The sequence below is a fragment of the Aquabacterium sp. J223 genome, assembly GCF_024666615.1.
GTDB lineage: Bacteria > Pseudomonadota > Gammaproteobacteria > Burkholderiales > Burkholderiaceae_C > J223.
In genome coordinates this window covers 3,416,244-3,438,721 of the sequence record NZ_CP088297.1, presented here as the reverse complement: position 1 = coordinate 3,438,721, position 22,478 = coordinate 3,416,244, and the positions used below count along the sequence as shown (strand labels likewise).

Sequence of the window (22,478 nt, the reverse complement as noted above, 5' to 3'; positions counted from 1 at the left end):
CCTCGGGCGTTCAGGCGCGGGGCGCGCCCATGGGATGCGGACGCGCAGCGGCGGCGCCGGGCGATCGGGACGGTGGCCGCGGCGATGCCGCGGCCTGCCGAAGGGTCAGGCGTCGGCGAACTGCAGCAGCTTGTCGCGCGAGATGACGACCAGCCGGGTCGGCTCGACCCGCACCGCGCCCTCGCGCTCGAAGCCCTTCAGCTCCTGGTTGACGCGCTGGCGCGAGGCGCCGAGCAGCTGGGCCAGGTCCTCCTGCGCCAGCTGCAGGCCGATGCGCACCTCGTCGCCCTGCACGATGCCGTAGCTCTTGGCCAGCAGCAGGATCTGCTTGGCCAGCCGGGCGCTCAAAGGCCGGGTGTTGAGGTCTTCCACCGTGTTGAACATCAGCCGCAGGCGGCGGCAGTTCAGGCGCAGCAGCGCCTCGTACAGCTCGGTGTGCTGCGACAGCAGCTCGCGGAAGTCGGGCCGGCGGACCACCAGCAGCGTGGTCGCGCCGTGCGCGTTGGCATCGTGCGTGCGAGGCAGCCCGTCGAAGAGGGCGATGTCGCCGAACCAGCTGCCTGGCTCGACGTACGTCAGCGTGACCTGCTTGCCCGACAACGAGACCGAGCTGATGCGCACCGCGCCCTTGGCCACCGCACACCATTCCTCCGGGTCGCTGCCGCGTGTCGCGAGCAACGCGCCATCGCCAAGCCGCCTCACGATCGCACGGGACAGGATGGCGTTGCGCAGCGGCTGCGAGAGCTTCGAAAACCAAGAGCCCGACTCGATGTTGGAACGCTCGTCGATTGTAAGAACGGGGTAGTCCATCTCTTGTCTCTCGGGCGACAGCAGTTCGGGCCTGTTGAGCCGCCCATTGTGTGCGGTCGCAGCAGGCCGCTTCAATCGTCCATGCAACGACCGCTGCAATCGCCGGCCCGACCCGGGAGGACACCGGGGACCGCGTGCTAGAGTGCCGCCCGCTTCGACCCCCCAGAACCGAACCCACCCCGGCATGCGCCTGCGCTCAGCGCCCGTCCTGCTCAGCCTGGCCTTCGTCATCGGCGCCGGCGATGCGGGCGCCTTGGGGTTCGGCGCCATCGGCGTGACCGCGCTGCTGGGTCAACCGCTGCGGCTTCGGGTGCCGGTCAACCTCGACGGCGAAACGCTGGACCCGCAGTGCGTGGCGGCCGAGGTCGTTGCCGGCGAGTCCCGCCTCTCGCCGCAGCAGGTCGAGGTGTCGATCGAGCCCGGGTCCGATGGCCAGCAGGCGGTGGCACGTGTCGTCACCACGGTGGCGATGGAAGAGCCGGTGGTGAACATCACCCTCAGCGTCGGTTGTCCGGTGCGGTTGCAGCGCCGCCTGGTCGCGCTGGTCGACCCGCCGACGATGCCGGCGGCGGCCGTCGCGCCGAGCGCGACGCCGGTCGACGCGCAGGGGCGGCCGTTGAACGCTGCCGCCGCCCCGGCGGCCCCGCAGCGTGGGACCCCGCCGTCGTCGTCCGCGGCACCGGCGCCCACCCGCGCCGCGCGCCGCCCCATGGCGCCGTCGTCGGCGGGGGCTTTGGTCGCCGGCGAGGGCGATCCGGCGCCTCCCGGTCGCAGCGCCGCCGCCCCGCGCACCTCGGCGCCGCCGCCGCGTGGCAACCGCCTGCAACTGGAGACCGCCGCCGCGCCGGCCACCGCGGCGGCGTCGGCCGCCGCGCTGTTGGCGGCACAGGAGCAGGCCGCCGCGCTGCTGGCCGCGCAGCAGCAGGCGCGTGCCGCGGAAGCGGCCGCATCGGCCGCGACCGAGCGGCTGCGCGCGATGGAGAAGAGCCTGGCGCAGCTGCAGGCCGATGCCGCCACGCAACGCGACCAGCTGGCCGCGTTGCGGGAGGCGCGGGCGCGCGAGCAGCAGTCGCTTTGGTGGCCATGGCTGCTGGTGGCGGCGCTTGCCCTGGCCTGCGCGCTGCTGGCCCTGCGCCTGCGGCGCCAGCAGCAACACGCGCGCTGGTGGCAGGCCGAATCGCCGCACCCCGCCGACCCGCACGCTGCACCGTCGCCGGCACACGGCGCCGGTCCTTCCGGCGAGGCGCCGGCCGACACCTCGTCGACCGTCATCACCACGCCCGGCGCCTTGGTGACACCGGCCGCCGCGCCGGCCATGGGGATGCCCCCGCCGCCGCCCGTGGCGCCCCGCCCGGCGCCGACTCCGCTGCTGCCGGTGAGCTCGCCGATGGCGGCCGAGACCCGGCGCGGCCTGAGCATCGAGGAGCACATCGACCTCGAGCAGCAGGCCGACTTCTTCCTCGTGCTCGGCCAGGACGACGCGGCCATCGACCTGCTGCTGACCCAGCTGCGCGGCACCGGGGGCACCAGACCCATGCCCTACCTCAAGCTGATGCAGATCTACCGCCGGCTCGACGACGAGGTGGCCTACGAGCGCACGCGCGAGCGCTTCGAGCAGCGCTTCAATGCCAACGCGCCGCGCTGGGCCGATGCCGAGGCGGTGCAGCGCGAGCTGGCCGACTACCCGCCGGTGCTGGCGCGGCTGCAGGCGGTCTGGCCGCAACCGCTCGACGCGATGGCCGAGCTGGAGGCGCTGCTGTTCCGCCGCGGCGGCCCGGACGAGCGCTTCGACCTCGCGGCCTACGAGGACCTGCTGTTCCTCTACTGGCTGACGCGCGAGCTGCAGCAACCGGCCGACGGCGACGACGGCGCCAACGTCGACGTGCTGCTGCCGCTGAGCGACGGGCCGGTGGCGCCGGTGGCCGATCCGCTGGTGCCGTCGGCCGGCGTCACACCCCTGGGCGTGCCGGACAGCGCGCACATGGCGCCCAAGCTCGACGCGCTGGACCTGGTGCTGGAGCTCGAATTGCCGCCCGCCGCCGACGCGCCGCCGCCCCCGGCCGACGCACCCGCGAACCCGGCGCCCACCGACCCGCGGCCCGCCGGGGGGCGATGCGGTGCCCGGCCGGCCCTCGCTCGAACTCGTGCGCGACGACCCCGCGGCGGTCGACCCGAGCCGTCCGTCGCGCCGCTGAACCGCCGGCGAGGCCTGGCGCTACAGCGCCTGCAGCCGCCGCAGCGCCTCGTCCAGCGTGGCCTCGCGCTTGGCGAAGCAGAAGCGCACCACACCCTGGTCGGTGCCGTCGGCGTAGAAGGCCGACAGCGGGATCGCGGCCACGCCCACCTCGGTGGTGAGCCAGCGGCAGAAGTCGGCGTCGCCACGGTCGCTGACGCCGCGGATGTCCACGCACTGGAAGTAGGTGCCCTCGCATGGCAGCAGCCGCAGCCGCGTGCGGGCCAGGCCGGCGCGGAAGTGCTCGCGCTTGGCCTGGTAGAAGGCCGGCAGCCCTTGCCACGCCTCGGGCCGCGCCTGCAGGTGCCCCGCCAGCGCATGCTGCATCGGCGTGTTGACGACGAAGACGTTGAACTGGTGCACCTTGCGGAACTCGGCGCTCAAGGCGCGCGGCGCGGCGACATACCCCACCTTCCAGCCGGTGACGTGCAGCGTCTTGCCGAAGCTGGAGACGACGAAGGCCCGTTCGGCCAGCCGCGGATGCGCCGACGCGCCGGCCATCGGCCGGCCGTCGAACACCATGTGCTCGTAGACCTCGTCGGCGATCAGCAGCACGTCGGTCGGCGCCAGCAGCGCGGCCAGGCGGTCCAGTTCGTCGCGCGTCCAGGCGGTGGCGCTCGGGTTGTGCGGCGTGTTGACCATCAGCGCCCGGGTGCGCGGTCCGATGGCGGCCGCGATGGCGTCGAAGTCCGGCCGGAAGGTGCCGGCGGTGAGCGGCACGCGCACGATGCGCCCGCCGGCCAGCTCGATCGCCGGGCCGTAGCTGTCGTAGCAGGGCTCGAGCACGATGACCTCGTCGCCCGGGTGAACGCAGCACAGCACCGCCGTCAGCAGCGCCTGCGTGGCGCCGGCGGTGATGGTGACCTCCTCGCCCGGGTCGTAGCGGTGGCCGTGCTGCTGCTCGATCTTCGCCGCCACCGCCTCGCGCAGCGCCGCCACGCCGGTCATCGGCGCGTACTGGTGGTGGCCGTCGGCCATGGCCTGCGTCACCCGCTGCAGCAGCGCCGGGTCGGGCTCGAAATCCGGGAAGCCCTGGCCGAGGTTGACCGCGCCGTGCTGCTGCGCCAGCGCCGACATGACCGTGAAGATGGTGGTGCCCACCTCGGGCAGGCGACTGTTCAGGGCGGGTGTGGTCATGTCGGTCAGAGTCCGAAGTCCTGTTCCTCGGGATCGCCGGCCATCGCCCGGGCGATGAGCGCGCGCGACAGCCGGTCGCTCACCAGCTCGGCGAAGGCGTAGACGAAGTTGCGCAGGTAGGCGCCGCGCTTGAACGCGACGCGCGAGACGTTCTGGCCGAACAGGTGGCCGGCCGGCCGCCACACCAGGTCGGCGTCGGCGACCGGGTCGCGCACCGCCATCTCGGCCAGGATGCCCACCCCCAGGCCGAGCCGCACGTAGGTCTTGATGACGTCGGAGTCGATCGCCTCCAGCACCACCCGCGGCTTCAGCCGGGCCCGCTCGAAGGCCGCGTCGACCTTCTTGCGGCCGGTGAAGGAGGGGTGGTAGCTCACCAGCGGCTCGGCCGCCAGCTGCTCCAGCGTCGGCCGTTCCATCTGCGCCAGCGGGTGGTGGGCCGGCACGACGATGACGTGCTGCCATTCGTAGCAGGGCAGGGTGACCAGCTCGCTGTAACCCGCCAGCGACTCCGTGGCGACGCCGATGTCGGCCGTCTCCTCGACCAGCATCTGCGCCACCTGCTCGGGCGTGCCCTGGTGCAGGCTGACGTTGACCTTGGGGTACTTCAGCCGCAACTGCGCCACCGGCTCGGGCAACAGGTAGCGCGCCTGCGTGTGGGTGGTGGCGATGGACAGCGTGCCGGCGTCCTGCTTGGAGAACTCCTCGCCGATGCGCTTGAGGTTGCCCACCTCGCGCAGGATGACCTCGATCGCCTTCAGCACCTCCTGCCCCGGCTCGGTGACGCGGCGCAACCGCTTGCCGTGGCGCACGAAGATGTCGACGCCCAGCTCCTCCTCCAGCTCGAGGATGGCCTTCGAGATGCCCGGCTGCGAGGTGTAGAGCGCCTTGGCCGTCTCAGTGAGGTTGAGGTTGCGGCGCACCGCCTCCTGGACGAAACGGAACTGGTGCAGGTTCATGCGCTGTGCGGGCCGGCCGGTCAGGGGGAAGGGGGCAGGGCGGTCACCGCGGCGGCGGCCATGGCGTCGATGACGGCCGGCATCTCGCCCACCGCCGGCTGCAGGCTGAAGCGCACACCGGGGTGGCGCTGGCGCAGCGTGTCCAGCAGCCGCGGCAGGTCCTTGCGCACATGGCCGCCGGCGCCGAGGAACAGCGGCAGCACCGTCACCTCGGCACAGCCCTCGGCCGCCAATTCGTCGCCGGCGGCGAGCAGGTCGGGCGCCATGAACTCGAGGAAGGCCAGCCGCAGCGACAGGTCCGGCCGCCGCGTCGCCACCTGCGCCGCCACCGCCTGGAACGGCAGCGCCCAGGCCGGGTCGCGGGCGCCATGGGCGAACAGCAGCAGGCCTTGCGGGGTGGGGGTCATCAGCGGTACCGGACGAGCCACGCGAAGGCGGCCAGCGACAGCAGCAGGTACAACGCACTCGGCGTGGCGGCCACCACCCACGGCGTCCAGCGGTTCAACAGGCCCAGGTGACCGGCGACGTTGTTCAGCAGCACGAAACTGATGCCCAGCAGGATGCCGCCGAACACCCGCCAGCTGATGCCGCCGCCACGGGCGTGCAGGTAGGCGAAGGGCAGTGCCAGCGCCAGCATCACGACGCAGGCGAAGGGATAGAGCGCCTTCTTCCAGAAGCGGATGGCGTAGGGCTGCACCGCCTGTTCCTGGTCGCTCAGGTGCCCGGTGTAGCGCCACAGGTCCAGCGTCGACATCGTCGACAGCGGCAGCACCGCCGAGGCGACGACCCCGGCGTCCAGCCCGCTGGCCCAGTCGAGCCGGTCCAGGCGTTCCTCGCCGGCCGCCGGGCGGCCGTCGTCGCGGGCCGCGGCCTCGGCCGGCCAGGTGCTGCGGCGCACCTCGGCGAGCTGCCACACCGCACCGACGATGCGCGCGCGCTCGGCCTGCAGCCGGCTGAGCAGCCGGCCCTGGTCGTCGAACTCGTAGATGCGCACCTGTTCCAGCGCCCCGTCGGCGCTCGCGCGCAGCACGTTGACCGAGTAGCTGCGTTCGCCCTCTGGCGTGGCCTGCCGGTCGCGCAGCCAGGCGCCGCTGCCGCCCACCTGCACGCCGCGCCCGGCGTTCTTCACCTGCACCGCCTGCCGTTCGGTCAGCGGCGCCAGGCCGTCGCCGACGGCGAAGGTCAACGCCGCGAAGACCAGACCCAGCGCGGCGAGCAGCCGCAGCGCCTGCCCCGGGGCCAGCCCGGCGGTGCGCAGGATGGTGAACTCGGACGACTCGGCCAGCCGCGACAGCGTGTAGATGCTGCCGATCAGCACCGCGATCGGGAACAGCTCGTAGAAGTGCCCGGGCAGTTCCAGCAGACCGGCCAGCACCGCCTGCACCATGCCGTAGCCCGGCCGGCCGATGTCGCCCAGCTCGTCGACCAGGTCGATGAAGAAGAACAGCGACAGGAAGGCGAGCGCGACGAAGACCACCGAGTTCAGGATGTCGCGGTAGAGCAGGCGGCGCACGGTCCTCATGCCGGGCCCCTCACCGCGCCGCGCCGCGCCGGCGTTGCGGCGCCAGGCGGAAGGCGACCACCGCCTGCTCGCGCCACCACATCAACGCCAGCGCCAGCACGAAGGCGCCGCCGTGCAGGCCGACCAGCACCGGCACCAGCCCGTAGCGGCCGGAGGACACCCAGGCCTGGCCGAGGTTGATCAGGTTGTAGTAGACGACGAAGGCCAGCAGCGCGAACAGCAGGTTCCAGTTCGACGGCCGGCGCGGGTTGCTGGCGGCCAGGCCCAGGCCGAGCAGCATCAGGTTGGCCGCGCCGAGCAGCAGGCCCAGGCGCCAGCTCAGTTCGCCCTGGTTGGGCCCGGTGGGCTCGGCGAGCAGCGTGGGCGTGGCCAGCGAGCGCGGCCGGCGCTGCTCTTCGGGCCGGGCGCCGCCTTCCCATGCGAGCAGTCGGTAGGTCTCGAAGCGGGCCAGCGTCTTCTCGCCGGTGGCGAGATCGAGCTCGTTGCGCTGGCCGTCCTCCAGCACCAGCAGCCGGTCGTTGCCCTCGGACACCAGGCGGCCGCTGCGCGCCGAGGTGACCGACTCGCTGTTGCCGTCGCTGGACAGCACGAAGACGTTGCGGCCCTCGGCTTCGCTGCCCTGGTCGCGTTCGATGAAGAAGACGCGGCGGCCGTCGCGCGAGGTCTGGAACACGCCGGGCGACACGCGCGACAGGTCCGAGCGCTGCTCGTAGCGCTGGCGCAGGTCCTCGCTGTTGCGGTTGCCCCAGGGCCAGACGATGAGCACCAGCGTGCCCACCAGCAGCAGCACCGGCCAGCTGGTCAGCAGCACCGGCTTGAGGAAGCGCGTCAGCCCGACGCCGCTGGCGAACCACACCGCCATCTCGCTGTCGCGGTAGAGCCGTCCGAGCGTCGACACGATGGAGACGAACAGCGACAGCGCCAGCATCGTCGGCAGGTGGCCGAGCGCCGCGTAACCCAGCAGCAGCACCACGTCCTGGGGCGCCACGCGCCCGCCCGCCGCCTGGCCCAGCGTGCGGATCAGCATCATGGTCAGCACGATGGTGAGGATCACCACCAGGGTGGCGCCGAAGCTGCGCGCCAGCTCTCGACGCAAAGTCGAATCGAATAACATCGATTGATAGCCTTTGGGACTGAAACCGATTATGGACTTCCGCTTTCGTGCGCTGCCCGCTGGCGGCGTGGCCGCCGTGCCCGGCGACGCGCTGCTGGTGCTGTTGGTCGGCGACGCGCTGCCTTCCGGGCTCGAGGCCCCGCTGCAAGGCGCCTTGCAGGCCGCGGTGCAGGACGGCGACCTGGTCCTCAAGGCCGGCCGCAGCCTCTACCTGCACCGGCTGGTCGGCCTCAAGGCACCGCGGCTCGCGGTCGCGGTGGCGGGGGGACGGCAGCGCCAAGGCGATGAAGTCGGCGGCCGCCGCCGGCTTGGGCACGGTCAAGGGCCTGGGCGTGACCGAACTGGCGGTGGTGGTGGGTGGCGCGGCCGATGGCGCCTCACCCGAGCAGGTCGAGGCGCTGGTCGCCGCTGCCGCGGATGCGGCCTACAGCTACCGCGCCACCAAGCCCAGCGCCGCCCCGGCGCCCAAGCTGGCGCGGGTGACGCTGTACGGCGCCAAGGCGCAGGCGGCGTCGCTGCAGTCGGCGCTCGACCGCGCGGCGGCGGTGGCCGCCGGCGTCGCCTTCGCCCGCGACTGCGGCAACCGGCCGCCCAACGTCGCCACGCCGACCTGGCTGGCCGAGCAGGCCGAGGCGCTGGCCAAGGCCCACGGCTTCAAGTGCGAGGTGCTCGACCGCAAGGACTGCGAAAAGCTGGGCATGGGCGCCTTCCTCGGCGTGGCCCGGGGCTCCGACGAGCCGCCGAAGTTCATCGTGCTGCGGCACGCGGGCGGCGTGAAAGGGGCGGGGAAGGGCGAGGCGCCGCTGGTGCTGGTGGGCAAGGGCATCACCTTCGACTCCGGCGGCATCTCGCTGAAGCCGGGCGCCGACATGGACGAGATGAAGTTCGACATGTGTGGCGCGGCCAGCGTGCTGGGCGTCTTCCGCGCCCTCGGCGAACTGAAGCCGAAGCTCAACGTGGTGGGCCTCATCCCCGCCTGCGAGAACATGCCCAGCGGCCGTGCGTTCAAGCCCGGCGACGTGCTGACCAGCATGGCCGGCACCACCATCGAGATCCTCAACACCGACGCCGAGGGCCGGCTGATCCTGTGCGATGCGCTGTCCTACGCCGAGCGCTTCAAGCCGCGGGCGGTGGTCGACATCGCGACGCTCACCGGCGCCTGCGTCATCGCGCTCGGCGGGGTCAACTCGGGGTTGTTCTCGCCCGACGACGCGCTGGCGCAGGCGCTGCTGGCCGCCGGCCAGCGCGCGCTCGACCCGTGCTGGCGCCTGCCGCTGGACGAGGAGTACGACGAGGGCCTGAAGAGCAACTTCGCCGACGTGGCCAACGTCGGCGGCCGCGCCGGCGGCGCCATCACCGCGGCGATGTTCCTCAAGCGCTTCGCCAAGGCCTACCCCTGGGCCCACCTCGACATCGCCGGCACCGCCTGGAAGTCCGGCGCCGCCAAGGGCAGCACCGGCCGGCCGGTGCCGCTGCTGGTGAACTGGCTGCTGTCGCAGGCGGGTTGAGGCCGATGGCGGCTGCGCCTGCCCAGACGCCCAGCGTGGTGTTCCACAGCGGGGTGGCGGACAAGCTGGCGCACGCGATGCGGCTGTTGCGCCGCATGCAGGTGCACGGACTGAAGGTCGTGGTGCGCGGCGAACCGCCCCTGCTGGCCCGGCTCGACCAGGCGCTGTGGACCGACCCGCCCGGTGATTTCCTGCCGCACCTGCGCTGGCCTGCCGGCCAGCCGGCACCCGTGCCGGCGCTCGCCCGGCGCACGCCGGTCTGGCTGGTCGAGGCCGACGGCGCCGGCCCCGCCGAGGCGCTGCTGCTCAACCTCGGGCCGGCCTGGGCCGGGCAGGCCGAGCACAGCCCGCGGGTGGTCGAGGTCGTCGGCACCGAACCCGCCGAACGCGACGCCGGCCGCCAGCGCTGGCGCCGCCACGAGGCGGCCGGCCGGGCGCCCCAGCACCACCGCTTCGACGGCGGCGGCTGAGCGCCCTCGCGCCTTCGTGGCGATACGGGGGCGCGGCAGCAGGCGCATCGGGTAAGGTCACACCGGCCCGCTTCGTGCAAGCGGGGTCGCTGTTGATCACCCACCGGAGGATTCCCCGAATGAAGCTCAAGTCGCCCTGGATCGTCCTGGCCGCCGCCCTGGCCGCCGGGCCCGTCGTCGCGCAGGAGATGGTCGTCAAGATCGGCCACGTCGGACCCATGAGCGGCGCCATCGCCCACCTCGGCAAGGACAACGAACTGGGCGCCCGCATGGCGATCGACGAACTGAACGCCAAGGGCATGACGCTCGGCGGCCAGAAGGTCAAGTTCGAGCTGCTGTCCGAGGACGACGGTGCCGACCCCAAGCAGGGCACCGCCGTCGCGCAGAAGCTGGTGGACTCCAAGGTCGCCGGCGTCATCGGCCACCTGAACAGCGGCACCACCATCCCCGCGTCCAAGCTCTACAGCGACGCCGGCATCCCGCAGATCTCGCCGTCGGCGACGAACCCGAAGTACACCCGCAACGGCTACAAAACCGCCTTCCGCGTGGTGGCCGACGACGTGCACCTCGGGGGCACGCTCGGCAAGTACGCGGTGCAGCAGGTCAAGGGCAAGTCGGTGGTCGTCATCGACGACCGCTCGGCCTACGGCCAGGGCGTGGCCGACGAGTTCGAGAAGGGCGTGAAGGCCGCGGGCGGCACCGTCACCGGCCGCGAGTTCACCACCGACAAGGCCACCGACTTCACCGCCATCCTGACCACGCTGAAAGCCAAGAAGCCCGATGTGGTCTTCTTCGGCGGCATGGACGCGGTGGGCGGCCCGATGCTGCGCCAAATGAAGCAGCTCGGCATCAAGGCCAAGTTCATGGGCGGCGACGGCATCTGCACCGCCGAACTGCCCAAGCTGTCGGCCGGCTCGCTGACGGACAACCAGGTGGTCTGCGCCGAGGCCGGCGGCGTCGAAGGCGCCGGAAAGAAGACCCTGGAGCAGTTCAATGCCAACTTCAAGAAGAAGTTCAACACCGACGTGAAGCTGTACGCGCCGTATGTCTACGACGCCACCATGGTGCTCGCCGACGCGATGAAGCGCGCCGACTCCGCCGATCCGGCCAAGTACCTCCCGGTGCTGGCCAAGACCTGCGGCTTCAAGGGCGTGACCGGCGACATCTGCTTCGACGAGAAGGGCGACGTCAAGAACGGCGCGCTCACCCTCTACACCTTCAAGGGCGGCAAGCGCGAGCAGATCGCGGTGGTGCGCTGACCTGTCGGGCCGGGCGCTGCCCGGTCGACGTGACCAGCTGAAACGCGGGCGGGGCGCGGTCCACTGGATCGCGCCCCGCCGCGTTTTCCGCGCTGGAGGATCCGCCGCGTCCAGGGGTCATTGCCCTGCGGCCCGGTTCTTGCGGCAAAAATGCCGGGTTTGCGGGAACCGGCCGGACGACGCGCGGTTCCACCCCTTCTCTCCCGGTGGCGCAGCCGGGTCTGCCAACGCCGCCCCCAGGCGAGTCGCGCGAACGGCAGGGCCAAACCGGCCCTGTTGCAGGCTTGGGGCGGCGCCGGTCCGTGGTGTCATCACGGTTCGGCTCAAAGGAACGAAGTTGAAGTTGTTCTCGTCCCTTTCCTCCTGGCCCCGCTGGGCCCTCGCGCTCCTCACCACCACTTTGCTGGCGCTGCTGCTCGGCCTCGGGGTGGTGTCCGAATACCGCGGCCAAGTGCCGCCGAGCACCGGACGCACGGCGCTGGCGCAGCAGTTCGAGGCCACGCCCGCCGCCTGGCTCGACCGCCCGCACGACGTGTCCGAGGTCGAGCGGCTGCTCGGCGCCGGCCGCATCGCCGCCCTCGGCGTCGACGAGCGGCGCCTGCTGGTGACCACACGCGACGGCGAGCGCCTATCGGCCGAGCGCCTGCCCGCGGCGGGCGGCGCCGACCCGCTGCTGGCCCGCCTGCAGGCCGCCAGCGGCGAGCAGGGCTTCGCCATCACTCGGGTGCGCCTGGACCCGCGCAGCGCCGGCGAGCGGTGGACGGCGGCCGTTTCCGCCACCATGGACCGTGTCGGCGGGCTGCTGATGGTCGCGCTGCTGGCCGGCATCGGCTACGTGGTGCTGAAGCAGGCCGGTGGCCTTGGCGGCCACAAGACCGAACTGGCCGAGAAGCCCGACACCGACTTCGACGACGTGATCGGCGCGCAGGAGGCCAAGGCCGCCCTGCAGCAGGTCACCGCCTTCATGCGCGAGCCGCAGAAGTACCTGGCGCTCGGCGCGCGGCCGCCGCGCGGCGTGCTGCTCGAAGGCCCGCCCGGCACCGGCAAGACGCTGCTGGCGCGTGCGCTGGCCGGCGAGGTGGGCGCCCAGTTCATCGCGGTGGACGGCTCGCACTTCTCCAGCATGTTCTACGGTGCCGGCATCGCGAAGGTGAAGGAGCTGTTCGCCACCGCGCGCAAGCATGCGCCCTGCATCGTCTTCATCGACGAGTTCGACGGCATCGGCAAGCGCTCCAGCGGCGCCAAGGTGGCCGGCGGCGCGTCGGAGGAGAACCGCATCATCAACAAGCTGCTGGTCGAGATGGACGGCTTCTCGCCCAGCGACAACGTGGTCGTCATCGCGGCGACCAACCACGTCGGCAACGTCGACGAGGCGCTCAAGCGCCCGGGCCGCTTCGACCTCGTCGCGCGCGTCACCCTGCCGACGCTGGCCGACCGCGCCGCGCTGTTCGGCCGCTGCCTGACGCGGGTGAAGACCGACGGCGGCGTCGATGCCGACGCCCTGGCGCGGGCCAGTGCCGGGCTGTCGCAGGCCGAGATCACCAACGTCGTCAACCGCGCGGCGGTGATGGCCGCCGAGGCGGGCGAGGACCTGGTCACCGCCGAGCGGGTGCACCGCGCCCTGGAGGCCTTCCAGCTCGGCGGCGAGGTGTCCAGCCTGAAGCAGGCCTTCACGCAGACGCACCGCGAGCGCATCGCCTTCCACGAGGGCGGCCATGCGCTGGTGGCGCATGTGCTGGGCGCGGGCCGGGTGGAACGGGTGAGCATCGAGCCGCGCGGCCAGGCGCTGGGTGTCACCTTCGTCACCCGGGCGGACGAGGTGCCGCTGTACGGCGAGCAGGAGCTGCAGGCCCGCATCGGCATGCTGCTGGCCGGCCGCGAGGCGGAGCTCATGGTCTACGGCAACACCACCTCGGGCGCGTCGGACGACCTGAAGCGGGCCTCGGAGCTCGCCATCGAGATGGTCAGCGCCATGGGCTTCTCCAGCGAGTTCGGCCTGCTCAGCCTGCAGGGCGTGCCCGACGGGCTGATCGGGCCGCACATCCAGGAGCGCGCGCTCGGCGAGGCGCAGCAGCTGCTGGCCCGCGCGCAGGCCGCCTGCCGCGAGGTGCTGACCCGCCACCGCCCGGTGCTCGACCAGCTGGCCGACGCGCTGCTCGACGACGAGACGGTCGGCGGCGAGCGGCTGCGCACGCTGCTGGACGCCACCGAGGCGCAGGCGCTGGCGCACGGCCCGCAGCTGCGGGCGGCCTTCGACGCCACGCCGACCACGCCGGCCTGACGGCGCCGACCCGTCGGTCATCGAACGGCCCGCCTTCGTGCGGGCCGCATCGTTTGGGCGGCGCCGATATGCTCGGGGGCTGGACCGACAAGGAGACGACCGATGCCGCTGACCGAAGGCGAGCTGCTGTGGGCACCGAGCGAGGCGCAGATGGCGCCGACGCGCATCCGGGCCTTCATGGACTGGCTGCGCACCGAGCGCGGTCTGGCCTTCGACGACTACGCCGCGCTGTGGCGGTGGTCGACCACCGAGCTGGAGGCCTTCTGGCGCGCCATGGTCGACTTCTTCGAGGTGCAGGCCGACGGCTCGCCGGAACCCGTGCTGGCGCGCGCCGAGATGCCGGGCGCGGTGTGGTTCCCCAACCTCCGGCTCAACTACGCGGAGCACGCCTTCCGCTGGGCCACGCACGAGCGACCGGCGCTGATCGCGCGCAGCGAAGACGGCGGCGTTCGGGAGGTGAGCTGGGCGGAATTGCGCCAGCAGGTCGGCGCGCTCGCCGCCACCTTCCGCCGGCTGGGCATCACGGCCGGCGACCGCGTCGTGTCCTACCTGCCCAACCGGCCGGAGACGGTGGTGGCGCTGCTGGCCTGCGCCAGCCTCGGGGCGGTGTGGTCGAGCTGCGCGCCGGACATGGGACCGACGGTGGTGCTGGACCGTTTCCGCCAGATCGAACCCAAGCTGCTGCTGGCCAGCGACGGCCACCGCTACGCCGGCAAGGTGCACGACCGGGTGCAGACGGTGGCCGAGCTGCTCGACCAGCTGCCCAGCGTGCAGCACGTCATCCATGTGCCGGGTGCCGCCGGTGTGGCCGACCCGGGCTGGCGCGGCCGCATCGCCTGGGCCGACGCCGTCGCCCAGCCGGCGCCGCTGTCGTTCGAGCGGCTGCCCTTCGACCACCCGCTGTGGATCGTCTACTCGTCCGGCACCACCGGCCTGCCGAAGGCGATGGTGCACGGCCATGGCGGCATCGTGCTCACCCACCTGAAGACGATGCCGCTGCAGCACGACCTGCGGCCGGGCGACCGCATGCTCTTCCTCGGCGGCACCGGCTGGATCGTCTGGAACCTGCTGATGGGCGGGCTGCTGAACGGCGCGACCATCGTGCTCTATGACGGCCATCCGGGCTGGCCCGATGCCGACGCGCTGTGGCGCTTCGTCGATGAGCAGCGTGTGACCCTGCTGGGCTGCGGTGCGGCGATGCTGATCGGCGCCATGAAGGACGGCCTCAGGCCCGGCGCGGACAAGCGCTTCGAGGCGCTGCGCGCCATCAACGCCACCGGCTCGCCGCTGCCGCTGGACGCCTACGACTGGGTCTACCGCGAGGTCAAGCGCGACCTCTGGCTGGCCTCCATCTCCGGCGGCACCGACATCGCCGGCGGCTTCGTGTCGGGAGCCGCCATCCTCCCGGTGACCGCCGGCGAGATCCAGTGCGCCGAGCTGGGCGTGGCCGCGGCGGCCTTCGACGAGCAGGGCCGGCCGGTGGTCGGCGAGGTCGGCGAACTGGTCATCACCCGGCCGATGCCGGCGATGCCGCTGTACTTCTGGAATGACCCGCCGGAGCCCGGCCAGCCGGTGGGCAGGCGCTACCGCGAGAGCTACTTCGAGATGTTTCCCGGCGTCTGGCGCCACGGCGACTGGATCCGCTTCACCGAACGCGGCAGCTGCGTCATCTACGGCCGCAGCGACACCACCATCAACCGCCACGGCATCCGCATGGGCACCGCCGAGATCTACCGCGTGGTGGAAGAGCTGCCGGAGGTGCGCGACAGCCTGGTGGTCGACCTCGAGTACCTGGGTCGGCCGTCCTTCATGCCGCTGTTCGTGGTGCTCGCCCCGGGGGCGGTGCTGGACGAGGCGCTGAAGAAGCGCATCGCGCAGCAGATCCGCCAGTTCGCGTCGCCTCGCCATGTGCCGGACGAGATCGTGCAGGTGGACGAGATCCCGCGCACGCTCACCGGCAAGAAGATGGAACTGCCGGTGCGCAAGCTGCTGCTGGGCGCCAGGCCGGAGGCGGTGGCCAGCCCGGACGCGATGATCAACCCGGGCAGCTTCGACTTCTTCGTGCGCTACGCCGAACGGCGTGCGGCGGCCGGCGGCGGCTGATCAGTCCTCGTCGTCCCAGTGGCGCCGGCTGCCGCCGCGGTGGCGGTCGGCCCGCGCCCCGGACGGCGCATCGCGCAGGCGGCGCGCCTGCGCCGACAGCCGGGCCAGCAGGTCGTCCAGCACGGCCAGCTCGGCATCGTCGAGCACCGACACCAGCGCGCGGTTGAGCGCGGCCACCTGCGGCAGCAGCGCATCGTAGAGCCGCCGGCCCTCGTCGCTCAGCCGCACCCGGGCCTGGCGCCGGTCGCCCGGCAGTGCGCGCCGCTCGACCAGCCGCTTGGCCGCCAGCTGCGTGATCGCGCGCGAGGTGCGGGCGCGGTCCAGGTCGGCTTCGTCGGCCAGCGCCGACGGGGACATCTCCCCTTGCAGCGCCAGCAGCGCGATCAGCCGCCACTCGCGGCGCGACACGCCGTGGCCGCCCTCGCACAGCCGGATCACCGGCACGCTGCTGGCGGACAGCAGCCGGGTCAGCCGGTAGTTCAGCAGGCCGTGCAGGTCGGCCGGGTCGCGCAGCGGCGAGGTCGGCATCCGAGGGTGAGTCCGGAGGGCAGTTGATTTGATCAATCCATTCTGCGGCTTCTAGAGTGGCCGGCATGACGAACCCGGTGCGCAACGTCCTCTTCATCATGGCCGACCAGCTGCGCTGGGACCACCTCGGCTGTGCCGGCCACCCCTGGCTGAAGACGCCGCACCTGGACGCGCTGGCCCGGCGCGGCGTGCGTTTCGCCAACGCCTTCGTCAACAGCGGCGTCTGCGGGCCGAGCCGGATGAGCTACTACACCGGCCGCTACCCGATCAGCCATGGCGCGACCTGGAACCGGGTGCCGCTCGGCGTGGGCGAGCGCACCCTGGGCGAGTACATGCGGGACAGCGGGCGCCGGCTGGCACTGGCCGGCAAGACGCATGTGATGCCCGACGACGAGGGCCTGCGGCGCCTGGCGCTGGACGGCGGCAGCGAGCTGGGCCGGCTGCTGGCCGCCGGCGGCTTCGAGGAAGTGGACCGCTACGACGGCCACCACGAACCCGGCGACGAGAGCGGCTACCCGGCCTTCCTGCGGGCCCACGGCTACGACAGCGCCGATCCGTGGAGCGACTTCGTCATCTCCGGCGTCGACGGCGAGGGCCGGGTGGTGAGCGGCTGGCAGATGCGCAACGTGCACCTGCCGGCGCGGGTGCGAGAGGCGCATTCCGAGACCGCCTTCATGACCGACCAGGCGATGGGCTTCATGCGCCGCATGGGCGATCAGCCCTGGGTGCTGCACCTGAGCTACGTCAAGCCGCACTGGCCGTACATGGCGCCGGCGCCGTACCACGCCATGTACACCGCCGACCAGTGCCTGCCGGTGGTGCGCAGCGCCGCCGAACGCGAGGACGAGCACCCGGTGCTGGCCGCCTACCGGCAGAGCGAGGAGAGCCTCAGCTTCCAGCGCGACGACTGCATCCGCACCGTGCGGCCCGCCTACCAGGGCCTGATCAGCCAGCTCGACGCCCACCTCGGCCGGCTGTTCGAGTTCATGGACGGGCAGGGGCTGCTGGAGGAGACGCTGATCGTCTTCACCGCGGACCACGGCGACTTCCTTGGCGACCACTGGCTGGGCGAGAAGGAGCTTTTCTACGACACCGTGCAGAAGGTGCCCTTCGTCGTGGTCGACCCGCGGCCCGAAGCCGACACCACACGGGGCCGCGTCGACGAGCGCTTCGTCGAGGCGGTGGACGTGGTGCCCACGCTGCTGGACGCCCTGGGGCTGCAGGTGCCCAGCCACCGCGTCGAGGGCCGCAGCCTGCTGCCGCTGCTGCACGGTGGGCCGGTGGACGGCTGGCGGGAGGCCGTCTATTCCGAGCTCGACTACAGCTTCAAGGCGGCGCGGCGCCTGCTCGGCAAGCCGCCGCAGGAAGCGCGTGCCTTTTCGCTGCGCGACGCGCGCTGGCGCTATGTCCACTGGCTGGGTGCGCCGGAGCAGCTGTTCGACCTGCAGGCCGACCCGCAGGAGTTCCAGGACCTCGGCCGCGACCCCGGCCACGCCGCCGTGCGTGAGGCGATGCGCCGGCAATTGCTCGACTTCCTGGCCCGCCGCAAGCACCGCACCACCGTGAGCGATGCCTTCGTCGAATCACGCACCGACAACCACAAGAAGGCCGGCGTGTTCTTCGGCCAGTGGTGATCCCGACCCGACCCGACCCCGACAGGAGACCTGCCATGCGCCGCCGCTACCTCTTCCCCATCCTGCTCGCCATGGCCGGTGCGCAGGCGCAGACGCCGCCCGTCCAGGTCGGCGCCTGGCCGGACAAGCCCATCCGCATCATCGTGCCGCTGCCGCCCGGCGGGCCGAGCGACATCGTGCTGCGCGCCGCGTTGGAGAAGATGCAGCCGCAGTTCCGGCAGCCGCTGGTGCTGGAGAACAAGCCGGGCGCGGCCGGCAACCTCGGCGCGTCCGAAGCGGCGCGTGCGGCGCCGGACGGCCACACCTGGCTCTGGAGCACGGACACGCTGCTCACCGTCAACCCGCACGTCTACAAGCAGCTGGGCTTCAAGCCCGACGACCTGGTGCCGGTGATGATCGCCAGCAGCTTCAGCCAGACCCTGGTGTGCAACGCCGGGCTGGGTGTGAAGGCGCTGCCCGAGTGGCTGAAGAAGGTCAAGGCCGAAAAGCTGAGCTACGCCTCCGGCGGCGCCGGCTCGCCGGGCCACCTGTCCACGGAGCTGTTGCTCTCCACCACCGGCAGCGACATGGCACACATCCCGTACAAGGGCCCGGCGCCGGCGGTGCAGGACGTGATCGGCGGCCAGGTGCCCTGCGGCTTCCTCGCCGGTCCGACGGTGCTGCCGCACGTGCGCTCGGGCCGCCTGGTGGCGCTGGCGGTGTCCGGCGCCCGCCGTTCGCCGGCGTTGCCCGAGGTGCCCACCGTGGCGGAAGCCGGCGTCGCGGGCTACGACGCCACCTTCTCGCTGGTGCTGTTCGCCCCGCGTGGCGTGCCGGACCCGGTGGTCGCCGCCTTCACCCGGTCCCTGGCGCAGGCGCTGAGCCAGCCCGACGTGGTGGACAAGCTCAAGGCCACCGACCAGGAGGTGGTGGCCAGCAACCCGGCGGTGGCGGCGAAGACGGTCGCCGACACCTCGCGCAAGTGGGGCGAGGTGGCGCGCCGCATCAAGTTGCAGCTGGACTGAGGCCGGGCCGAGGCGACCCGCCGGGCGCTCTAAGCGCGACGCCGGTGCGCCTGCGTTTTCCTCAATCGACGGCGGGCAGGTTCAGAGCAAAGAATGAGGCGCCGGGCGCGTGGACCCGAGCGACAAGGAGATGCTCTGATGATGACCAACCGACGCGACCTGCTCGTGCGCGCCGCCAGTCTGGCGGCGGCCGGCGGCCTTCCTCTGGCGGCGCAGGCCCAGGGCAGCGGCGCCGCGGCCAACTGGCCCCGCGGGCCGGTTCGCATCATCGTGCCGAACGTGCCGGGCGGCGCGCTGGACATCACCGCCCGCCTGCTCGAAAGCGAGCTGAGCAAGATCTGGAAGCAGCCGATCGTGGTCGAGTTCAAGCCGGGTGCCGGCACGATCACCGGCACGGACTTCGTCGCCAAATCCCCGCCGGACGGGCACACGCTCGGCATCCTCGCGATCGGCGTGCTGGGCATCCAGCCGGCGCTGCGCAAGGACATGCCCTTCGACACCCTGCGCGACCTGTCCGGCACGATGCTGGTGGTGGGCAACACGGTGCTCACCGCGTCGCCGCAACTGGGCGTCAACAACCTGGCCGAGCTAATCGCCTACGGCAAGGCCAACAAGGGCAAGCTGACCTACGCCACGGCCGGATCCGGCAGTTCCATGCACCTGGCGGGCGAACAGATCAACCTGCTGACCGGCATCGAGATGACGCACATCCCGTACAAGGGCGCCGGCGGCGCCTACGGCGACGTGTTCGAGAACCGGGTGAACCTGCTGATCGACCCGCTGTTCAGCACCATGCCGCACATCAAGTCGGGCCGGCTCAAGCCGATCGCGATGATGTCGGTCAAGCGCGACCCGAGCGCGCCCGAGATCCCCGCCGCGGGAGAGACCTTCCCCGACTTCGACTTCGCCAGCAACATCGGCATCGGCCTGCCGCGTGCCACGCCGCGCGAGATCATCACCAAGATCAACGCCGACGTGAACCGCGTCATCCGGTCGGAGGCGCTGGCCCCGCGGCTGAAGGAGATGGGCCTCATCGTCACCGGCTCCACGCCGGAGCAGTTCGACGAGCACATGCGCAAGAGCCTGAGGAACTTCGCCGACATCGTGCAGAAGGCGAAGGTGACGATCTGAGGCTTCGGCGGCGCGGGCCTGGCGGACGAGAATGCCGATGTGCCGGTTCGAGCGCCCAACCATGGGGACCGGACGCGACGGTCACGTGACCGTGCCTCTTGGGGAACGCGGCTGGCACGCCTGTGTTGGCGGAGGGAGCGGGATTCGAACCCGCGGTGGGCTGTTCACCCACACACGCTTTCCAGGCGTGCGACTTAAACCACTCATCCATCCCTCCGCGGGACGAAGCGCGGCATTCTAGCCAGCCGTCCGCGCCGGCCGGGCGCGGACGCGGCGCCCGGGGTGGGGAGTGATCAGTACGCGCCCTCTCGTCGCAGCACGACCCCGGCCGTCTTCAGAAGGATGCCCAGGTCGAGCCACAGCGACCACCGGTCGATGTACTGCAGGTCGAGCTCCATCCACTGCTCGAACGACACGTTGCTGCGACCTGAAAGTTGCCACAGGCAGGTGATGCCGGGCAGCATGGTGAAGCGCCGCCGCTGCCAGTCCTCGCGGAACCCTTCCACGTCGCGCAGCGGCAGCGGCCGGGGCCCGACCAGGCTCATCTCTCCTTTGAGCACGTTGAAGAGCTGCGGCAGTTCGTCGAGGCTGGTGCGCCGCAGGAAGCCGCCGATGGCCGTGATGCGAGGATCCTTGCGGATCTTGAACACCGGCCCCGACGCTTCGTTCTGCGATTCCAGCGCCGCCTGGCGGGCCTCCGCGTCGCGGACCATGGTGCGGAACTTGTAGAGGGTGAAGGGCCGCTTGTTGAGTCCGATGCGGGACTGCTTGAAGATCACCGGACCCGCGCTGGTCATGCGAATGGCAAGCGCCACCGCGAGCATCACGGGTGAGAGGGCCAGCAGCAGCGCCAGTCCGCCGAAGAAGTCGATGCAACGCTTGGCGACCAGGCGCCAATCGTTCTCCGGCACGGCCGAAAGGTAAAGCACCGGTTGCCGTCCGATCTGTCCGACCCGGGTGCGGGCGAGGCGGGCGGCGAAGAAGTCCGTCGGCATGGTGATCAACGTGCCCTGTTCTTCACAGCGCGACACCGCGTGCTGGATGCGTTCATAGCTGGAGCGCATGGGCAGTGCCATGAACACTTCGTCGACCACCCGCTCGGACAGCACCTTGGACAAGTCATCCAGAGGACCGAGCCATGGCAACAGCGCGACATCGGTGGGGCGAATGTCGTCGACACAGCCGATCAGGCGATACCCCAGGTCGCTGCGCTGGGACAGCGCGCGCGCCAGCCGCTGGGCCCGTTCACCCGCGCCGACGATGAGCGCGAAGCGAAGGTTGCGGCCGTGGCCGTGGAGCCGGCGAAGGAAGCCGCGCAGCAGCGCGCGTTCGGTCAACGCCAGCAGGGTGAGCGAGGCCCAGAACACGGTGACGAACTCGGCATTGGCAAGCCGGGGCTGGGTGAAGAGCGCCGCCAGGGTGACGAGTGCCACGACGATGACGACGCAGCCCAGCAGATCCATCAGCTCGCGGTAAGGCTCCTCCAGGCGGTGCGACGCATAGAGGCCCCGGAGCATCAGCACCAAATGCCAGGCCAGGACCACGCCCACGGTGAAGGCCGGCGCAACGGAGATCTCGTTCCACCACAACGCGGGCGTCCATGAGCTGTTCGCCGTCGCCAGGCCGGCGATGCCGAGCGCGAACAGAACGAGCAGCGCCTCGCCCAGCTTGAAGCCCCACAGGGCCAGGCGGCGGCGCAGAGGTGTGGTGTTCAAGGCTCCTCCCTGTCGATGCGGGTCATCGTCAAAGCCGGGTGGTGCGTCCGGCGAGCAGCGCGTCGAAGTACTCGATGGTGCGCTTCAGGCCGGTCTCGAGACTCACGGTCGGCTCCCAACCCAGTTGCTGGCGTGCCCGCCCGATGTCCGGGCAGCGTTGGATCGGGTCGTCCTGCGGCAGCGGTTTGCGGACCAGCGACGACTTCGAACCGGTCAGGGCGAGGACCGACTCGGCAAGTTCCAGGATCGTCGACTCGTGCGGGTTGCCGATGTTGATCGGCCCGACCACGTCGTCCGGCGTGTTCATCATGCGCAGGCAGCCGGCGATCAGGTCATCGCGGTAGCAGAAGGCACGCGTCTGGGAGCCGTCGCCGTAGATGGTGATCGGCTCGCCCCGCAGGGCCTGCACGATGAAGTTGGACACGACACGGCCGTCGTTCGGATGCATGCGCGGACCGTAGGTGTTGAAGATGCGCACGACCTTGATCTTCACCCGGTGCTGGCGGTGGTAGTCGAAGAACAGGGTTTCGGCGCAGCGCTTGCCCTCGTCGTAGCAGGCGCGGGGGCCGATGGGGTTCACATGGCCCCAGTAGTCCTCGTTCTGCGGGTGCTGCTTCGGATCGCCATAGACCTCGCTGGTGGAGGCTTGCAGGATGCGCGCGCCCACGCGCTTCGCCAGCCCGAGCATGTTGATGGCGCCATGCACGCTGGTCTTGGTGGTTTGGGCCGGGTCGTGCTGGTAATGGATCGGCGAGGCCGGGCACGCGAAGTTGTAGATCTCGTCCACCTCCACATACAGAGGGAACGTGACGTCATGGCGAAGCAGCTCGAAGCGGGGGTGGTCGAGCAGGTGCGCGATGTTGCGCTTCGTGCCGGTGAAGAAGTTGTCGACGCACAGCACCTCGTGGCCGTGTTCGATCAACTGCTCGCAGAGATAAGAGCCGAGGAAGCCAGCCCCACCCGTCACCAGCACCGCCTTGCGTGTGCCTCCCCGCATTCCCTGCCTCCTTCGATTCATGGCCGAGACCGGCCGGCGATCGTTCGCAGGACTCTAGGGGAAAAGCCGAGGGATG

At 71.5% G+C, this 22,478-nt stretch carries 18 protein-coding genes, 1 tRNA gene and 1 pseudogene; 8 read left to right on the top strand and 12 right to left on the bottom strand.

Going from position 1 to position 22,478, the window contains the following annotated elements; genetic code table 11:
• Positions 1-105: 105 nt before the first annotated feature.
• From LRS07_RS16345 to lptF, 8 genes are all read right to left on the bottom strand, one after another.
• Positions 106-810: a Crp/Fnr family transcriptional regulator gene (locus LRS07_RS16345; protein WP_260499036.1), complete on the bottom strand. Its 705-nt coding sequence runs from the start codon at positions 808-810 to the stop codon at positions 106-108.
• Between the two features lie 196 nt (positions 811-1,006).
• Positions 1,007-2,659 (bottom strand): hypothetical protein, encoded by a 1,653-nt coding sequence (locus tag LRS07_RS16340; protein WP_260499035.1) that lies wholly within the window; start codon positions 2,657-2,659, stop codon positions 1,007-1,009.
• Complete coding sequence (locus LRS07_RS16335; protein WP_260499034.1) at positions 2,632-2,793, bottom strand: hypothetical protein; 162 nt, start codon at positions 2,791-2,793, stop codon at positions 2,632-2,634. The genes LRS07_RS16340 and LRS07_RS16335 overlap by 28 nt, the downstream gene beginning before the upstream one ends.
• A gap of 232 nt (positions 2,794-3,025) precedes the next feature.
• Positions 3,026-4,180, bottom strand: coding sequence for a pyridoxal phosphate-dependent aminotransferase (locus tag LRS07_RS16330; protein ID WP_260499033.1), 1,155 nt, complete (start codon positions 4,178-4,180; stop codon positions 3,026-3,028).
• Positions 4,181-4,185: 5 nt separating this feature from the next.
• Positions 4,186-5,136, bottom strand: a complete 951-nt coding sequence (locus LRS07_RS16325) for a CysB family HTH-type transcriptional regulator (RefSeq protein WP_260499032.1) — start codon at positions 5,134-5,136, stop codon at positions 4,186-4,188.
• A gap of 20 nt (positions 5,137-5,156) precedes the next feature.
• Positions 5,157-5,543 carry a sirohydrochlorin chelatase gene (locus tag LRS07_RS16320; protein WP_260499031.1) on the bottom strand — a complete coding sequence of 129 codons (387 nt, stop codon included), beginning with the start codon at positions 5,541-5,543 and terminating at the stop codon, positions 5,157-5,159.
• On the bottom strand, positions 5,543-6,658 hold the full coding sequence (gene lptG / locus LRS07_RS16315) for an LPS export ABC transporter permease LptG (RefSeq protein WP_260499030.1): 1,116 nt from the start codon (positions 6,656-6,658) through the stop codon (positions 5,543-5,545). Before lptG ends, LRS07_RS16320 begins: the two co-directional genes overlap by 1 nt.
• Before the next feature lie 10 nt (positions 6,659-6,668).
• Positions 6,669-7,772 carry an LPS export ABC transporter permease LptF gene (gene lptF, locus LRS07_RS16310; protein ID WP_260499029.1) on the bottom strand — a complete coding sequence of 368 codons (1,104 nt, stop codon included), beginning with the start codon at positions 7,770-7,772 and terminating at the stop codon, positions 6,669-6,671.
• 31 nt (positions 7,773-7,803) lie between these two features.
• On the opposite strand from lptF, the pseudogene LRS07_RS16305 reads away from it, so the two are divergent.
• The 5 genes and pseudogenes from LRS07_RS16305 (at position 7,804) to LRS07_RS16285 (ending at position 15,393) form a co-directional block, all read left to right on the top strand.
• A pseudogene (locus LRS07_RS16305) lies at positions 7,804-9,280 on the top strand (leucyl aminopeptidase).
• Between the two features lie 5 nt (positions 9,281-9,285).
• Positions 9,286-9,750 carry a DNA polymerase III subunit chi gene (locus LRS07_RS16300; RefSeq protein ID WP_260499028.1) on the top strand — a complete coding sequence of 155 codons (465 nt, stop codon included), beginning with the start codon at positions 9,286-9,288 and terminating at the stop codon, positions 9,748-9,750.
• Positions 9,751-9,869: 119 nt separating this feature from the next.
• A complete protein-coding gene (locus LRS07_RS16295; RefSeq protein ID WP_260499027.1) occupies positions 9,870-11,009 on the top strand; it encodes a branched-chain amino acid ABC transporter substrate-binding protein in 1,140 nt (379 codons plus the stop codon).
• Positions 11,010-11,346: 337 nt separating this feature from the next.
• On the top strand, positions 11,347-13,290 hold the full coding sequence (locus LRS07_RS16290) for an ATP-dependent metallopeptidase FtsH/Yme1/Tma family protein (protein ID WP_260499026.1): 1,944 nt from the start codon (positions 11,347-11,349) through the stop codon (positions 13,288-13,290).
• A gap of 102 nt (positions 13,291-13,392) precedes the next feature.
• Complete coding sequence (locus tag LRS07_RS16285) at positions 13,393-15,393, top strand: acetoacetate--CoA ligase (protein ID WP_260499025.1); 2,001 nt, start codon at positions 13,393-13,395, stop codon at positions 15,391-15,393.
• Here LRS07_RS16285 and LRS07_RS16280 read toward each other — a convergent pair whose 3' ends face one another.
• Positions 15,394-15,921 (bottom strand): MarR family winged helix-turn-helix transcriptional regulator, encoded by a 528-nt coding sequence (locus tag LRS07_RS16280; protein ID WP_260499024.1) that lies wholly within the window; start codon positions 15,919-15,921, stop codon positions 15,394-15,396.
• 65 nt (positions 15,922-15,986) lie between these two features.
• On the opposite strand from LRS07_RS16280, the gene LRS07_RS16275 reads away from it, so the two are divergent.
• From LRS07_RS16275 to LRS07_RS16265, 3 genes are all read left to right on the top strand, one after another.
• Positions 15,987-17,555, top strand: coding sequence for a sulfatase-like hydrolase/transferase (locus LRS07_RS16275; RefSeq protein WP_260499023.1), 1,569 nt, complete (start codon positions 15,987-15,989; stop codon positions 17,553-17,555).
• A gap of 35 nt (positions 17,556-17,590) precedes the next feature.
• On the top strand, positions 17,591-18,559 hold the full coding sequence (locus LRS07_RS16270) for a Bug family tripartite tricarboxylate transporter substrate binding protein (RefSeq protein ID WP_260499022.1): 969 nt from the start codon (positions 17,591-17,593) through the stop codon (positions 18,557-18,559).
• 141 nt (positions 18,560-18,700) lie between these two features.
• Positions 18,701-19,690, top strand: a complete 990-nt coding sequence (locus LRS07_RS16265; RefSeq protein WP_260499021.1) for a Bug family tripartite tricarboxylate transporter substrate binding protein — start codon at positions 18,701-18,703, stop codon at positions 19,688-19,690.
• Between the two features lie 126 nt (positions 19,691-19,816).
• Here LRS07_RS16265 and LRS07_RS16260 read toward each other — a convergent pair.
• The 3 genes from LRS07_RS16260 to LRS07_RS16250 all read right to left on the bottom strand — a co-directional run bounded on the left by LRS07_RS16260 (position 19,817) and on the right by LRS07_RS16250 (position 22,402).
• A tRNA-Ser gene (locus LRS07_RS16260) sits at positions 19,817-19,907 on the bottom strand.
• 76 nt (positions 19,908-19,983) lie between these two features.
• Positions 19,984-21,405 (bottom strand): sugar transferase, encoded by a 1,422-nt coding sequence (locus tag LRS07_RS16255; RefSeq protein WP_260499020.1) that lies wholly within the window; start codon positions 21,403-21,405, stop codon positions 19,984-19,986.
• Positions 21,406-21,433: 28 nt separating this feature from the next.
• Positions 21,434-22,402 (bottom strand): UDP-glucuronic acid decarboxylase family protein, encoded by a 969-nt coding sequence (locus LRS07_RS16250; RefSeq protein WP_260499019.1) that lies wholly within the window; start codon positions 22,400-22,402, stop codon positions 21,434-21,436.
• Positions 22,403-22,478: the final 76 nt, after the last annotated feature.

Bases quoted from the DNA above. Each gene is read 5' to 3' on its own strand.
- LRS07_RS16345 (WP_260499036.1), bottom strand. From the start codon at position 810: ATGGACTACCCCGTTCTTACAATCGACGAGCGTTCCAACATCGAGTCG.
- LRS07_RS16335 (WP_260499034.1), bottom strand. From the start codon at position 2,793: ATGTGCGCGCTGTCCGGCACGCCCAGGGGTGTGACGCCGGCCGACGGC.
- LRS07_RS16330 (WP_260499033.1), bottom strand. From the start codon at position 4,180: ATGACCACACCCGCCCTGAACAGTCGCCTGCCCGAGGTGGGCACCACC.
- LRS07_RS16325 (WP_260499032.1), bottom strand. From the start codon at position 5,136: ATGAACCTGCACCAGTTCCGTTTCGTCCAGGAGGCGGTGCGCCGCAAC.
- LRS07_RS16320 (WP_260499031.1), bottom strand. From the start codon at position 5,543: ATGACCCCCACCCCGCAAGGCCTGCTGCTGTTCGCCCATGGCGCCCGC.
- lptG (WP_260499030.1), bottom strand. From the start codon at position 6,658: ATGAGGACCGTGCGCCGCCTGCTCTACCGCGACATCCTGAACTCGGTG.
- lptF (WP_260499029.1), bottom strand. From the start codon at position 7,772: ATGTTATTCGATTCGACTTTGCGTCGAGAGCTGGCGCGCAGCTTCGGC.
- LRS07_RS16300 (WP_260499028.1), top strand. From the start codon at position 9,286: ATGGCGGCTGCGCCTGCCCAGACGCCCAGCGTGGTGTTCCACAGCGGG.
- LRS07_RS16295 (WP_260499027.1), top strand. From the start codon at position 9,870: ATGAAGCTCAAGTCGCCCTGGATCGTCCTGGCCGCCGCCCTGGCCGCC.
- LRS07_RS16285 (WP_260499025.1), top strand. From the start codon at position 13,393: ATGCCGCTGACCGAAGGCGAGCTGCTGTGGGCACCGAGCGAGGCGCAG.
- LRS07_RS16280 (WP_260499024.1), bottom strand. From the start codon at position 15,921: ATGCCGACCTCGCCGCTGCGCGACCCGGCCGACCTGCACGGCCTGCTG.
- LRS07_RS16275 (WP_260499023.1), top strand. From the start codon at position 15,987: ATGACGAACCCGGTGCGCAACGTCCTCTTCATCATGGCCGACCAGCTG.
- LRS07_RS16270 (WP_260499022.1), top strand. From the start codon at position 17,591: ATGCGCCGCCGCTACCTCTTCCCCATCCTGCTCGCCATGGCCGGTGCG.
- LRS07_RS16265 (WP_260499021.1), top strand. From the start codon at position 18,701: ATGACCAACCGACGCGACCTGCTCGTGCGCGCCGCCAGTCTGGCGGCG.
- LRS07_RS16250 (WP_260499019.1), bottom strand. From the start codon at position 22,402: ATGCGGGGAGGCACACGCAAGGCGGTGCTGGTGACGGGTGGGGCTGGC.